Genomic DNA, 14,317 nt, shown 5'->3' on the forward strand with positions numbered 1-14,317 from the left:
TTAGGCGGACTTTTCATCATGACGCAGGTCGATCACACTCGTATGGCCAATGCGATCCGTGGCCTTGCCATGGACGCCGTCGAAAAGGCGAATTCCGGCCATCCCGGCCTGCCGATGGGCGCCGCCGACATCGCGACCGTCCTGTTCACGAAATTCCTGAAATTCGATGCGGCCGACACGGCGTGGCCCGATCGCGACCGCTTCGTGCTCTCGGCCGGCCATGGCTCGATGCTGCTCTATTCGTTGCTGTACCTCACCGGCAACAAGGACATGACGCTCGACCAGCTCAAGCATTTCCGCCAGCTCGGATCGCTGACACCGGGACACCCCGAGAACTTCCACACCAAGGGCATCGAGACCACCACCGGTCCGCTCGGCCAGGGCATCGCGACCGCGGTCGGCATGGCGCTCGCCGAGAAGATGCTGGCCGCCGAGTTCGGCAAGAAGATCGTCAACCACCACACCTATGTGCTTGCCTCCGACGGCGACCTGATGGAGGGCATCTCGCAGGAAGCGATCGCGCTCGCCGGTGTCTGGCGGCTCAACAAGATGATCGTGCTGTACGACGACAACGGCATCTCGATCGACGGCCCGACCTCGATCTCCGATTCCGTCGATCAGGTGAAGCGCTTCAAGTCCGCAGGCTGGGCCGCCGAATTGATCGACGGCCACGATCCGCAGGCGATTGCCGCTGCAATCACCCGCGCGCAGAAATCCAACAAGCCCTCGATGATCGCCTGCAAGACCACGATCGGGTACGGCGCGCCGCACAAGGCCGGCACCGCCAAGGCGCATGGCGAAGCGCTCGGCGCCGACGAGCTCAAGGCGGCCAAGGAGAAGCTCGGCATCTCGCTCGAGCCGTTCTCGGTGCCCGACGATGTGCTGAAGGCCTGGCGCGAGGCAGGCGCCCGCGGCGCCGCCGAGCACAAGGCTTGGGACGAGCAGTTCGCGCAGCTCGGCAGCCGCAAGCGCGCCGAGTTCGAACGCCGCATTCGCCACGAGCGGCCGCAGTCGCTCGCCAAGGGGCTGCGCGCCTTCAAGAAGGGACTCCTGGAAAATCCGCTCAACGTCGCGACCCGCAAATCGTCGGAAGCCGCGATCGAGGTGATTGCGGCTGCGATGCCGATGGAATTCGTCGCCGGCTCCGCCGACCTCACCGGCTCCAACAACAACAAGGCGAAGTCGGCGACGGCGTTCGGCGCCAAGACGCCGAAGGGTCGCTTCATCCATTACGGCGTCCGCGAGCACGGCATGGCGGCGTGCCTCAACGGCATCTTCCTGCATGGCGGCTTCGCGCCGAACGGCGCCACCTTCCTGGTATTCACCGACTACGCGCGCGGCGCGATGCGGCTGTCGGCGCTGATGGGCACCGGCGTCGTCTATGTCATGACCCATGACTCGATCGGCCTCGGCGAGGACGGCCCGACGCACCAGCCGGTCGAGCATCTCTCCGCGCTCCGCGCGATGCCCAACATGCGCGTGTTCCGTCCCTGTGACGCGGTCGAGACCGCCGAGTGCTGGGAACTGGCGCTCAACCGCGTCGACGGACCGACGGTGCTGGCGCTGACTCGCCAGAACCTGCCGCAGCTCCGCACCACGGCGCCGAACGACAACCCGTGCAGCCACGGCGCCTATGAGCTGGTCGCGGCGCAGGGTGACGCAAAAGTGTCATTGTTCGCGTCGGGTTCCGAGGTCCAGATCGCGGTCGAGGCGCAGAAGCAGCTCGCCGGACGCGGCATCGCGACGCGGGTGGTCTCGGTCCCGTCGCTGGAATTGCTGCTGGCACAGCCCGCCGAACGGCAAAATGCCATTATCGGCAACGCCCCAGTCAAGATCGCGATCGAGGCCGCGGTGCGCTGGGGCTGGGATGCCGTGATCGGCCATGACGGCGAATTCATCGGCATGCACGGATTCGGCGCCAGCGCCCCGGCGAAGGACCTTTTCCCGCATTTCGGCATTACTGCTGAAGCCGTCGTTAACGCTGCCACGAAGCGCGTCTGACGCTGGCCTGACACCTGTCGGCCAAGGTTGAGCTTGTCGCAAAAAAGGATTACCTAAGCTCCATCTTTTCCGTACGCGCCCGGCCGAACCGGGCGTTCCGCCGTAAAAACCTCGTGGGAGCGCTCCCGCGGGGCTGACAACAGCATTAGAGGAGACGAGCATGGCAATCCGCGTCGCGATCAACGGGTTTGGGCGTATCGGCCGCAACATTCTGCGCGCCATCGCCGAGTCCGGCCGCAAGGACATCGAGGTGGTCGGCATCAACGACCTCGGCCCGGTCGAGACCAACGCACACCTGCTGCGCTTCGATTCCGTGCACGGCCGCTTCCCCGGCACCGTCACGGTCGACGGCGACACGATCAGCCTCGGCGACAACAAGATCAAGGTTTCGGCCGAGCGCGATCCCTCCAAGCTGCCGTGGAAGGCGCTCGGCGTCGACGTCGCGCTGGAATGCACCGGCATCTTCACCGCGAAGGACAAGGCCTCCGCGCACCTCACAGCCGGCGCCAAGCGCGTGCTGGTCTCGGCGCCCGCCGACGGTGCTGACGCCACCATCGTCTACGGCGTCAACCACGACACGCTGACCAAGGATCACCTGGTGATCTCGAACGGCTCCTGCACCACCAACTGCCTCGCGCCGGTCGCCAAGGTCCTGAACGACACCGTCGGCATCGAGACCGGCTTCATGACCACGATCCATGCCTATACCGGCGACCAGCCGACGCTCGACACCCTGCACAAGGATCTCTATCGCGGCCGCGCTGCGGCGATGTCGATGATCCCGACCTCGACCGGTGCCGCGAAGGCGATCGGCCTCGTGCTGCCCGAGCTGAAGGGCAAGCTCGACGGCGTCTCGGTCCGCGTTCCGACCCCGAACGTTTCCGTGATCGACCTCAAGATCGTCGCCAAGCGCGCAACCGACGTCAAGGAGATCAACGAGGCGATGAAGCGTGCGTCCGAGCAGCAGCTCAAGGGCATCCTCGGCTACACCAACGCGCCGAACGTCTCGATCGACTTCAACCACGATCCGCACTCGTCGACCTTCCACATGGACCAGACCAAGGTGCAGAACGGCAACTTCGTGCGCGTGATGTCCTGGTACGACAATGAGTGGGGCTTCTCGAACCGTATGGCGGACACCGCCGTCGCGATCGGCAAGCTGGTTTAAGTTCGACTGTTCGCGATGCCCGGCTCACCGCCGGGCATCTGCGTGTTTGCCGCTCCGTCATTCCGGGATGGTCCGCAGGACCAGACCCGGAATCTCGAGATTCCCCGATGCGCAATTGCGCATCTGAGGTTCGATGCTCCGCATCGCCCCGGAATGACCCCAGGAGTTCGACACCCCCCATGACAAAATCGTTCCGCACCCTCGACGACGTCAACGTGAAGGGCAAGCGCGTGCTGCTGCGCGTCGACCTCAACGTCCCCATGGAAAATGGCCGCGTCACCGACGCCACCCGGCTCGAGCGCGTGGCCCCCACCATCACCGAAATATCCGACAAGGGCGGCAAGGTGATCCTGCTGGCCCATTTCGGCCGCCCCAAGGGACGCGATCCCAAGGAATCGCTGAAGCCGGTCGCGGAAGCGCTGTCGAAAGTGATCAAGCGCCCGGTGGCCTTCGCCGAGGACTGCATCGGCGAGCCCGCGGCCGCCGCTGTCGGGGCCCTCAAGGACGGCGACATCCTCTGCCTGGAAAACACGCGTTTCCATAAGGAGGAAGAGAAGAACGACGCCGGCTTCGTTGCAGAGCTCGCCAAGCTCGGCGACATCTGGGTCAACGACGCCTTCTCCGCCGCGCATCGCGCCCACGCCTCGACCGAAGGCCTCGGCCACAAGCTGCCGGCCTATGCCGGCCGCACCATGCAGGCCGAGCTCGATGCGCTCGGCAAGGCGCTGGAAGCGCCGACCAAGCCGGTGATCGCGATCATCGGCGGCGCCAAGGTCTCGACCAAGATCGACCTCCTGGAAAATCTCGTGAGCAAGGTCGACGCGCTGGTGATCGGCGGCGGCATGGCCAACACCTTCCTGCACGCGCAGGGCGTCGCCGTCGGCAAGTCGCTCGCCGAAAAGGATCTTGCCCCGACCGCGCTGCGGATCATGGAGAAGGCCAACGCGGCCAACTGCGCCATCATCCTCCCCGTCGACGCTGTCGTCGCCAACCAGTTTGCCGCCAACGCGCCGTCCCATGCCTATGGCCTCGATGCGATCCCGGCCGACGGCATGATCCTCGACGTCGGTCCGCAATCGATCGCGCGCATCCATGCCGCGATCGACGACGCGGCGACGCTGGTCTGGAACGGCCCGCTCGGCGCCTTCGAGCTGACGCCGTTCGACCGCGGCACCGTGGTATCGGCCAAACATGCCGCCGAACGCACCAAGGCCAGGAAGCTGATCTCGGTCGCCGGCGGCGGCGACACCGTCGCGGCGCTGAACCAGGCGGGCGTGGGCGGCGATTTTTCCTACGTCTCGACCGCGGGCGGCGCGTTTCTTGAATGGATGGAAGGCAAGCCGCTGCCGGGCGTCGAAGTTCTGAAAAACCGTTGATCCAGAGCATGATCCGGAAAAGTGTGAAGCGGGTTTCCGAAGAGATCATGCTCAAACAAAGAGCAAAAGCGCGATGAAAATGAGCTCATCGCGCTTCACATCCACGAACTTGCACTACAGGGAGAAATGGAATGGCTCGCATAACGTTGCGGCAACTCCTCGACCACGCGGCCGAGCATGATTACGGCGTACCTGCCTTCAACATCAACAACATGGAACAGGCGCTGTCGATCATGGCGGCAGCCTCCGAGGTCGACGCGCCCGTCATCATCCAGGCTTCGCGCGGCGCGCGGTCCTACGCCAACGACGTCATGCTCAAGCACATGATGGACGCCGTCACCGAGATCTACCCGCAGATCCCGGTCTGCGTGCATCTCGACCACGGCAACGAGCCCGCCACCTGCATGACCGCGATCCAGGCCGGCTTCACCTCGGTCATGATGGACGGCTCGCTGAAGGCCGACGGCAAGACCCCCGGCGACTGGGACTACAATGTCGGCGTCACCAAGACCGTGACCGGCATGGCCCATCTCGGCGGCATCTCGGTGGAAGGCGAGCTCGGCGTGCTCGGCTCGCTCGAGACCGGCATGGGCGACAAGGAAGACGGCCATGGCGCCGAGGGCAAGCTGTCGCACGACCAGCTGCTGACCAACCCGGACGAGGCCGTGAAGTTCGTCAAGGAGACCAAGGTCGACGCGTTGGCGATCGCGATGGGCACCTCGCACGGCGCCTACAAGTTCACCCGCAAGCCCGACGGCAACATCCTCGCCATGAACGTGATCGAGGAAATCCATCGCAAGCTGCCGAACACGCATCTGGTGATGCACGGCTCCTCGTCGGTGCCGCAGGAGCTGCAGGAGATCATCAACGCCAATGGCGGCAAGATGAAGCCGACCTGGGGCGTGCCGGTCGCCGAGATCCAGCGCGGCATCAAGAACGGTGTGCGCAAGATCAACATCGACACCGACAACCGGATGGCGATGACCGGCCAGATCCGCAAGGTGCTGAAGGACAATCCGGAAGAGTTCGATCCGCGCAAGTACCTGAAGCCCGCGATGGAGGCGATGACCAAGCTGTGCAAGCAGCGCCTGCAGGAGTTCAACACCGCGGGCCAGGCCAGCAAGATCAAGAAGGTGCTGACCACCGCGGAAATGGCCAAGCGCTACGCCGCGGGCCAGCTCGACCCCAAGGTCGCCTGACGTATCTCTCCCTCTCCCCGCCCTTCGCGGGGAGAGGGTTGGGGTGAGGGGCTGCTTCCACGAGCCGCGAATGCGGCTAGACCTGTACCCCCTCACCCGAATTGCATCTAGCGATGCAACATAGCCGAAGCTCGACTTCGGCGTTCTTTGCCGACGGCCGCCGAAGGTGGCCTGTGCCTCTCCCCGCAAGCGGGGCGAGGTGAACAGAACAAGCCAAATCTACGCGCGATCTCAGCCGCGACGAACGTTTTCTAGGCATTTGCCCGAGAACCGCCTATTTTGGTTTGCAAAGGCAATGGCTCTGGAGGACGCCCCGATGAACCTCTCCGACCTCAACAAAATCGCGCTTGCCATGGTCACCCCGGGCAAGGGCATTCTCGCCGCCGACGAATCCTCCGGCACCATCAAGAAGCGGTTCGACGCCATCAAGGTCGATTCGACGGAGGACAATCGCCGTGACTATCGCGAGATGCTGTTCCGCTCGCAGGAGGCGATGAGCAAGTACATCTCCGGCGTCATCCTTTACGACGAGACGATCTGGCAGAATGCCAAGGACGGCACGCCGCTGGTCAAGCTGATCGAGCAGGCCGGCGCGATCCCCGGCATCAAGGTCGACGAGGGCACGCAGGCGCTGCCGAACTGCCCAGGCGAACTCGTCACCGTCGGCCTCGACAAGCTCGCCGAGCGGCTGAAGAAATATTACGAGCGCGGTGCGCGCTTTGCGAAGTGGCGCGCCGTGATCGATATCGGACCGCGAATCCCGACCCAGACCGCGATCCGTGCCAACGCCCATGCGCTGGCGCGCTACGCCGCGCTGTGCCAGGCCGCGCAGATCGTCCCGATCGTCGAGCCGGAGGTGCTGATGGACGGCGATCATGACATCGACCGCTGCTACGAGGTGACGCAGCGCGTGCTGAACCGCACCTTCCAGGAATTGCGGGTGCAGCGCGTCGCGCTCGAAGGCATGATCCTGAAGCCGAACATGGCGATCTCGGGCAAGAAGTGCCCGAAGCAGGCGCCGGTGCAGGAAGTCGCCGAGAAGACCATCCGCCTGCTCAAGAGCTGCGTGCCGGCCGCGGTGCCCGGCATCGCCTTCCTCTCCGGCGGCCAGAGCGACGAGGAAGCGACCGCGCATCTCGACGCCATGAACAAGATCGGCAATTTGCCCTGGCGGCTGACCTTCTCCTACGGCCGCGCGCTGCAGGCGGCGCCGCAGAAGGCGTGGTCCGGCAAGCCCGACAACGTCCCCGCAGGCCAGCGCGCCTTCTCGCATCGCGCCCGGATGAACGGGCTCGCGAGCACCGGCAATTGGGAAGCCGGCCTCGAGAAACAGGCGGCATAGTTGGCGACCAAGCCCGTTCCGCCGCGGCCGACGCCGCGCCTCTATCTGGCAACGCCGGCGGTCGATGAGCCTGCGCGGCTTGCGGCCGAGCTCACCGAGCTGCTTGCCGCGGCCGATGTCGCGGCCGTGCTGGTGCGGCTGCGCGAGAGCGATCCGCGCAGCATGATCTCCACCATCAAGGCGCTGGCGCCTGCGATCCAGCACGCCGGCGCGGCGCTGCTGATCGACGGCCATCCCGATATCGTGGCCCGCGCCGGCGCCGACGGCGCGCATCTGACCGGCGTCGCCGCGATGGAAGAGGCGGTGCCGTCGCTGAAACCCGACCGCATTGTCGGCGTCGGCGGGCTCGCGACCCGCCACGATTCCATGGCCGCGGGCGAAGCTGGTGCCGACTATGTGCTGTTCGGCGAGCCCGACGCCAACGGACAGCGGCCCTCGCGCGAGGCCATCGCCGAGCGGCTGGAGTGGTGGGACGAATTGTTCGAGCCGCCCTGCATCGGCTTTGCAACCTCGCGCGAGGAAGCCGAGACGTTCGCGGCGGCCGGCGCGGATTTCGTGCTGGTCGGAAACTTCATCTGGTCCGATCCGCGCGGCGCCAAGGCGGCGCTCGCCGAGATCGGCGACGCGATTGCGCGGGCGCATGCCGGCACATTCGGCAAGGCCAAGGCCGACGGAAGGGCCGAGGGATGACGCCGGAATGAAATGCCTGCGTCCGATAGGTGTTGCGCTCGGCTGCACGATGCTGGCGAGCGGCGCGATGGCGCAGCTCTCGATCACGCCGCCGGCACAGACGCCGCCCGCGAAGAAGGACGCTGCGAAGCCGAAGGTGCATTCGCCGGTCGCGAAGAAGCCGGCGCCCAAGCCCGCCGCCTCAGCGACGCCGAAGCCTGCCGCATCTCCGACGCCCTCGCCGACCCCGACCCAGGCCGTCGACGATCCCAATGTCGACCTCGTCTACGGCGCCTATCAGCGCGGCATGTACAAGACCGCGTTCGATCTCGCGACCGCGCGCGCGCAGAACAACAACGATGCCAAGGCCATGACGATGCTGGGCGAGCTCTATGCCAATGGGCTCGGCGTCAAGCGCGACTACGTCAAGGCCGACGAGTGGTACAAGCGCGCCTCCGATGCCGGCGACCGCGAGGCGATGTTCGCGCTCGCCATGATGAAGATCGCCGGCCGCGGCGGCGCCGTGGACAAGGATGCCGCGGTCAAGCTGCTGGCGTCGTCGGCCAAGCTCGGCGAGCCGAAGGCGGCCTATAATCTCGCGCTGCTCTATCTCGACGGCCAGACCCTGCCGCAGGACCTCCGCCGCTCCGCCGAGCTGTTGCGCATGGCCGCCGACGCCGGCAGCCCCGAGGCGCAATACGCGCTCGCGACCTTCTACAAGGAAGGCACCGGCGTGCCGAAGGACCTCGAGAAGGCGGCGCGGCTGCTGCAGGCCGCCTCGCTGGCCGACAATGTCGATGCCGAGGTCGAATATGCCATCGCCCTCTACAACGGCTCGGGCACGCCGCGGAACGTGCCGGCGGCGGTGGCGCTGCTGCGCAAGGCGGCCCGGCAGAACAGCGCGATCGCGCAAAACCGCCTCGCCCATGTGCTGGCGACCGGCGCCGGCGCCCCGGTGGACAAGGTCGAGGCGCTGAAATGGCACACGGTCGCCAAGACCGCCGGCAAGGGCGACCCCGATCTCGACGACATCCTCGCCGATATGAGCCCGGAAGACCGCGCCAAGGCCGAGGCAGCCGCGCGAAAATGGATCGGAAACAACGTCAAATGACGCCTTGACGGCGCCACTTCCAGAGGGCACCCAGTCCGAAACCCAGGGCGCCACAGGCCGTTTCCCGTCATCCTGAGGTGCGAGCGGAGCGAGCCTCGAAGGATGCACGGCCCCGGACCGGGCCGTCGATCCTTCGAGACGCGCGTTCCGCGCTCCTCAGGATGACGGGCAGGGTCTTGCTACGCTGCCCGATCGATTTCCAACGCTCGAAAGCCACCAGCTTCCATCATGCTCTATTCCGCTCTCATCAATGTCATGGTCAAGGCCGCGCGCCGCGCCGGCCGCAGCCTCAAGCGCGACCTCGGCGAGATCGAACATCTCCAGGTGTCGCTGAAGGGGCCGGCAAACTTCGTCTCGCTCGCCGACAAGCGCGCCGAGGAGATGCTCTACACCGACCTCGAGAAGGCCCGGCCCGGCTACGGGTTCCTCGGCGAGGAAGGCGGCAAGCGCGAAGGCTCTGACAAGAGCCACACCTGGATCGTCGATCCCCTGGACGGCACCACCAACTTCCTGCACGGCATCCCGCAATTCGCGATCTCGATCGGGCTGAAGCGCGAGGACACCGTGATCGCCGGCGTGATCTACAATCCCGCCAATGACGAGCTCTACATCGCCGAGCGCGGCAAGGGCGCCTTCCTCAACGACCAGCGGCTGCGCGTCGCCGGCCGCCGCCAGCTCAACGAATGCGTTGTCGCCTGCGGCCTGCCGCATATCGGCCGCGGTAGTCACCAGCTGGCGCTGCAGGAGATGGCTGCGCTGCAGAACAAGGTCGCGGGCTTCCGCCGCTTCGGCGCCGCCTCGCTCGACCTCGCCTTTGTCGCTGCTGGCCGGCTCGACGGCTATTGGGAGCGCAATCTGCAGGCCTGGGACGTCGCGGCCGGCCTGCTGATGGTCCACGAAGCCGGCGGCACCGTCTCCGGCATCCAGGGCAATGACGACCCGCTGCAGACCGGCCACATCGTCTGCGGCAACGAGTTCGTGCACGGCGAGCTGATCAAGATCCTGAAGCCGCTCGGGCAGTAACGCGACGGCGCGATTTAATCGTCGTCGTCATCGTCATCCTGGTCGTCCTCGCGGTCACGAAATTCACCGCCCGCGGTCAGGCCCTCGATGGTGGTGGCGCCCTTCGTCTTGATCACCCGGCGCAGCGGCACCGCGCTTTCGCTGCGCAGCGCTTCCATCAGAGGCTCCGAATGGGTGACGATCCAGATGTCGGCACGGCGCGATGCCTTGGCGATCAGCCGCGCCAATGGCGCCAGCAGCGAGGGATGCAGGCTGGTCTCGGGCTCGTTCAGCGCGATGAACGGCGGCAGCCGATAGCCCATGAACACGGCGAGCAGGCAGATATATTTCAGCGTGCCGTCGGATAGTTCGTGCGCCTTGAACGGGCGCGGCACGTCAGCCTGCTGCAGCTCGAATTCGCACCGTCCGTTTTCCGCCCATGCCTGGAGCTCGGCGCCCGGGAACGCGTCCTCGATCGCATCCTGCATGTCCACCGCATCTTGCCTGATCGCGCTGAGCGTTGCCAAGGCGGCGGCCAGGTCGCTGCCATCGGCGCTCAGCGACGGTGTCGTGATCGCCAGGCAAGGCTTTCGGATCGGCGAGCCCGGATCGGTGCGGAAATCGTGATAGAAGCGCCAGCTCTGCAGCGCGTTTCGGATCAAATCGATCTCGGGACACGCCTTGCCGTCGGGGAAATCCGCCAGCACGGTTTCCGATGGCAGCACCGCATTCTTGTGCTCGCTCCAGGCGCCGCTCTCGCCGCGGACGCTGACGTGTGAATTGGTCCGCTCCATCATCAGGACTTTGCGCTTGCCGTGGATCGCCTCGACGCGTTCGGATTTGATCATCGGCTCGCCGGGAAACGCCGCCTCAAGCGGGCCGGGATGCCCGAGCTCGATGGCGTATTTGACGTGATCGAACCTGACCTCCAACCGCAGCCTTGCATCCTCGCCGCGCTTGCGCAGGCCCGACCAGTAGACCGAGTTCAACCCGCCTTCGTCGGAGATCGTGCGCGTGATCCGGCCGGTCGCAGCATCCCGCAACAGCGACAGCGACTTGTAGAGATTGGATTTGCCGACGCCGTTCTCGCCGACGAAGACGGACAGCGGCTGGATGGGCATGAAGAGCCGCCGGATCGAGCGATAATTCGAGATCGCAATATCGCTCGGCCGCATCGCATGCCCTCAATCCCCGGGTTGCCCAAACGCTTCCCGTTCAATCCAGAGCTGCAATCTGGATTGGTCAGCTTGCGAAAGCAAGCTGCTGATCTGAGCAGCACCGGTCCCTGATGTCAGTGACCGATCCTTGCCGGCGCGGGCGGGCCATATACCTCACCCTGCCCCGGCGCCGTTTCGCGATCGCCGGCCAGCACGCGCTGCACGCTGACGAAGAACACCGGCACCAGGAGCAGCGCGAGGATCACCACCGCGATCATGCCGCCCATCACTGACGTGCCGAGTGCCTGCTGGCTGGCGCCGCCGGCGCCGGTCGCGATCGCCATCGGCAGCACGCCGCAGACGAAGGCCAGACCGGTCATCAGGATCGGGCGGAATCTGAGGCTGCACGCCTCGATTGTCGCCTCGACCAGCGGCTTGCCTTGCGCGCGCAGATCCTTGGCAAACTCGATGATCAGGATCGCGTCCTTGGCGGCAAGACCGATGATGGTGATCAAACCGACGGTGAAATAGACGTCGTTGGAGAGCCCGCGCATCGTCGCCGCCACCACCGCACCGAGAATGCCGAGCGGAATGGTGAGCAGCACCGCGAGCGGAATGGTCCAGCTCTCATAGAGCGCGGCGAGCAGCAGGAACACCACCAGCACCGACAGCGCGAGCAGGAACGGCGCTTGCGAGCCCGACAGCTTCTCCTGCAGCGACTGGCCGGTCCATTCATAGCCGAAGCCACGCGGCAGCTTGTCGGCGAGCCGCTCCATTTCGGCGATCGCATCGCCCGAGGTGAAGCCCGGCCGCGCCTCGCCGGAGATGCGCACCGCCGGATAGTAGTTGAAGCCCGCGATCTGCGTCGGCCCCTTCGTCCACTCGATGGTGGCGAAGGCCGAGAACGGCACCAGCTGGCCGCGGCTGTTCTTGACGTTGTAGTTGAGAATGTCGTCCGCGTTCATGCGGCTGGTCTTGTCGGCCTGCACGATGACGCGCTGCATGCGCCCGCGGTTCGGGAAGTCGTTGATGTAGTTCGAGCCGAGATTGGTCGAGATCGTGTTGTTGATATCCTCGAAGGTGAGGCCGAACGCGCCCGCCTTCTCGCGGTCGATCATCAGATTGACCTGCGGCGCGGGCGGCAGGCCTTCGACATAGACCTTCTGCAGGATCGGGCTGGCATTGGCCTCCGCGATCAGGCGATCGGACGCGGCGATCAGCGCCGAATAACCCTTCTGGCCGCGGTCCTGCAGGCGGAACGAGAAGCCCGAGGAATTGCCGAGGTTGTCGATCGGCGGCGGCTGCAACGCCGAGATCCTGGCGTCGCGGATCGACGACAAATCGCGGTTGATGTCGGCAACGATGGCGGCGGCGGAATCCTTCGGGCCGCGCTCCGACCAGTCCTTCAGGGTGATGAAGGCCTGCGCGGTGTTCATGCCCTGGCCGAGGAAGCTGAAGCCGGTGAGGAACGTGACGTTCTCGATGCCGGCGCGGTCCTTGAGGTACTTCTCGACCTGCTCGACCGCGGCTTCGGTCCGGGCATAGGACGATTCCGACGGCGTCTGCACGTCGGTCGTGATGAAGCCCTGGTCGTCGACCGGCAGGAAGCCGCCGGGCAGCCGCACGAAGCCGTAGGCGACGCCGAGGAACAGCACGAGGTAGATCAGCATCAGGCGGCCGGTGCGCTTCAGCGAGCCCTGCACGGTGCGGGTATAGCCCGCGCGGCTGGTGTCGAGCACGCGGTTGAACCAGCCGAACACGCCCTTGCTGGCATGGCCGTGGCCCTTCTTGACCGGCTTGAGCAGCGTCGCGCACAGCGCCGGCGTCAGCGACAGCGCGAGCAGCGCCGAGAACGCGATCGCCGCCACCATGGTGACCGAGAACTGCCGGTAGATGATGCCGACCGAGCCGGGGAAGAACGCCATCGGCACGAACACCGCCATCAGCACCAGCGTGATGCCGATGATGGCGCCGGTGATCTGCGACATCGCTTTCTTGGTGGCTTCCTTCGGCGGCAGGCCCTCCTCCGCCATGATGCGCTCGACGTTCTCGACCACGACGATGGCGTCGTCGACGAGGATGCCGACCGCCAGCACCATGCCGAACATGGTCAGCATGTTGATCGAAAAGCCCGCGATCATCAGCGTAGCGCAGGCGCCGAGCAGCGCCACCGGAACCACGATGGTCGGGATGATGGTGTAGCGGATGTTCTGCAGAAACAGGAACATCACGACGAACACCAGCACCACGGCCTCGACCAGCGTCGTCAACACCTTCTTGATCGAAGCCTCGACCACCGGCGTGATGTTGTAGGGGATTTCGTAGGAGATGTTGGCCGGGAAGAAGCGCGACAGCTCCTTCATCTTGGCTTCGACCGCGCTCGCGGTCGCCAGCGCATTGCCCTTCGGCGACAGCAACACCGAGAGGCCGGCGGTCGGCTTGCCGTCGAGGCGGGTGTTGAACTGGTAGCTGAGGCCGCCGATCTCGATCCGCGCGACGTCGCGCAGGCGGACCGTCGAGCCGTCGGCGTTGGCGCGCAGGATGATGGCGCCGAACTCGTCGGGAGAGGACAGCTGGCCCTTCACCAGCACCTGCGCGGAAATCTTCTGGGTATCGGTGCTCGGCTCGGCGCCGATGCTGCCGGAGGCGACTTGGGCGTTCTGCGCGGTGATCGCCTTGTTGACGTCGTCGGCGGACAGGCCGTAGCCGACCAGCTTGGCCGGATCGATCCAGATCCGCAAGGACCGCTCGGTCGAATACAGCGTGGCGCGGCCGACGCCGGGGATGCGGCGCACCTCGCCCAGCACGTTGCGGATCATGAAGTCGCCGAGGCCCACTTCATCCAGCGAGCCGTCGGTCGAGTTCAGCGTGATGATCTGCAGCACGGCGGACGAGGCTTCCTCGACCAGGATGCCCTGCTGGATCACGGCGCGCGGCAGCCGCGCCTCGACGCGCTTGAGGCGGTTCTGCACCTCGACCGAAGCCTGGCTGGTGTCGGTGCCCGGCTTGAAGTTGGCGATGATCTCGACCTGGCCAAGCGAGTCGGAGGTCGATTCGAAGTTCAGGATGTTGGCGGCGCCGTTGAGCTCCTCCTCGATCAGCCGCGTCACGCTGTTGTAGAGGTTCTCCGGCGACGCGCCGGGATAGCTGGTCGAGATCGAGATCGAGGGCGGCGCGATGATCGGATATTGCGCGACCGCGAGCAGCGGAATCGAGATCGCGCCGATCAGACAGATGAACAGCGCGACGACCCAGGCGAAGATCGGCCTGTCGATGAAGAAGCTAGGCATGC

At 65.7% G+C, this 14,317-nt stretch carries 10 protein-coding genes; 8 read left to right on the plus strand and 2 right to left on the minus strand.

Features of this window, described 5'->3' with window-relative positions; genetic code table 11:
* Window positions 1-18: 18 nt before the first annotated feature.
* The 8 genes from tkt (at window position 19) to J2R80_RS01000 (ending at window position 9,889) form a co-directional block, all read left to right on the plus strand.
* Window positions 19-2,001, plus strand: coding sequence for a transketolase (tkt, locus tag J2R80_RS00965; protein WP_076825019.1), 1,983 nt, complete (start codon window positions 19-21; stop codon window positions 1,999-2,001).
* Between the two features lie 160 nt (window positions 2,002-2,161).
* Entirely contained in the window at window positions 2,162-3,169 is a 1,008-nt protein-coding gene (gap, locus tag J2R80_RS00970; protein WP_016842563.1) for a type I glyceraldehyde-3-phosphate dehydrogenase, read from the plus strand.
* A gap of 179 nt (window positions 3,170-3,348) precedes the next feature.
* A complete protein-coding gene (locus tag J2R80_RS00975; protein ID WP_141341967.1) occupies window positions 3,349-4,545 on the plus strand; it encodes a phosphoglycerate kinase in 1,197 nt (398 codons plus the stop codon).
* Window positions 4,546-4,676: 131 nt separating this feature from the next.
* Window positions 4,677-5,744 carry a class II fructose-bisphosphate aldolase gene (fba, locus tag J2R80_RS00980; protein WP_057016199.1) on the plus strand — a complete coding sequence of 356 codons (1,068 nt, stop codon included), beginning with the start codon at window positions 4,677-4,679 and terminating at the stop codon, window positions 5,742-5,744.
* A gap of 316 nt (window positions 5,745-6,060) precedes the next feature.
* Complete coding sequence (locus tag J2R80_RS00985) at window positions 6,061-7,086, plus strand: class I fructose-bisphosphate aldolase (protein ID WP_076825042.1); 1,026 nt, start codon at window positions 6,061-6,063, stop codon at window positions 7,084-7,086.
* Window positions 7,087-7,776, plus strand: a complete 690-nt coding sequence (locus tag J2R80_RS00990; protein ID WP_076825016.1) for a thiamine phosphate synthase — start codon at window positions 7,087-7,089, stop codon at window positions 7,774-7,776.
* Between the two features lie 7 nt (window positions 7,777-7,783).
* Window positions 7,784-8,866 carry a tetratricopeptide repeat protein gene (locus J2R80_RS00995; RefSeq protein ID WP_076825015.1) on the plus strand — a complete coding sequence of 361 codons (1,083 nt, stop codon included), beginning with the start codon at window positions 7,784-7,786 and terminating at the stop codon, window positions 8,864-8,866.
* Between the two features lie 228 nt (window positions 8,867-9,094).
* Window positions 9,095-9,889 carry an inositol monophosphatase family protein gene (locus tag J2R80_RS01000; RefSeq protein ID WP_253637901.1) on the plus strand — a complete coding sequence of 265 codons (795 nt, stop codon included), beginning with the start codon at window positions 9,095-9,097 and terminating at the stop codon, window positions 9,887-9,889.
* A 14-nt stretch (window positions 9,890-9,903) separates the two neighbouring features.
* Here J2R80_RS01000 and J2R80_RS01005 read toward each other — a convergent pair whose 3' ends face one another.
* Window positions 9,904-11,043: an AAA family ATPase gene (locus J2R80_RS01005; protein ID WP_141341970.1), complete on the minus strand. Its 1,140-nt coding sequence runs from the start codon at window positions 11,041-11,043 to the stop codon at window positions 9,904-9,906.
* 116 nt (window positions 11,044-11,159) lie between these two features.
* The gene (locus J2R80_RS01010; RefSeq protein ID WP_057016195.1) at window positions 11,160-14,315 is read right to left on the minus strand and encodes a multidrug efflux RND transporter permease subunit; all 3,156 of its coding nucleotides are present in this window, start codon (window positions 14,313-14,315) and stop codon (window positions 11,160-11,162) included.
* Window positions 14,316-14,317 lie beyond the last annotated feature (2 nt).

Source organism: Bradyrhizobium sp. USDA 4541 (assembly GCF_024171085.1).
Taxonomy (GTDB): Bacteria; Pseudomonadota; Alphaproteobacteria; order Rhizobiales; family Xanthobacteraceae; genus Bradyrhizobium; species Bradyrhizobium australafricanum.

What these genes read in the sequence shown, in the direction of transcription:
- tkt (WP_076825019.1), top strand. Translation starts at nt 19, where the DNA reads ATGACGCAGGTCGATCACACTCGTATGGCCAATGCGATCCGTGGCCTT.
- gap (WP_016842563.1), top strand. Translation starts at nt 2,162, where the DNA reads ATGGCAATCCGCGTCGCGATCAACGGGTTTGGGCGTATCGGCCGCAAC.
- J2R80_RS00975 (WP_141341967.1), top strand. Translation starts at nt 3,349, where the DNA reads ATGACAAAATCGTTCCGCACCCTCGACGACGTCAACGTGAAGGGCAAG.
- fba (WP_057016199.1), top strand. Translation starts at nt 4,677, where the DNA reads ATGGCTCGCATAACGTTGCGGCAACTCCTCGACCACGCGGCCGAGCAT.
- J2R80_RS00985 (WP_076825042.1), top strand. Translation starts at nt 6,061, where the DNA reads ATGAACCTCTCCGACCTCAACAAAATCGCGCTTGCCATGGTCACCCCG.
- J2R80_RS00995 (WP_076825015.1), top strand. Translation starts at nt 7,784, where the DNA reads ATGAAATGCCTGCGTCCGATAGGTGTTGCGCTCGGCTGCACGATGCTG.
- J2R80_RS01000 (WP_253637901.1), top strand. Translation starts at nt 9,095, where the DNA reads ATGCTCTATTCCGCTCTCATCAATGTCATGGTCAAGGCCGCGCGCCGC.
- J2R80_RS01005 (WP_141341970.1), bottom strand. Translation starts at nt 11,043, where the DNA reads ATGCGGCCGAGCGATATTGCGATCTCGAATTATCGCTCGATCCGGCGG.
- J2R80_RS01010 (WP_057016195.1), bottom strand. Translation starts at nt 14,315, where the DNA reads ATGCCTAGCTTCTTCATCGACAGGCCGATCTTCGCCTGGGTCGTCGCG.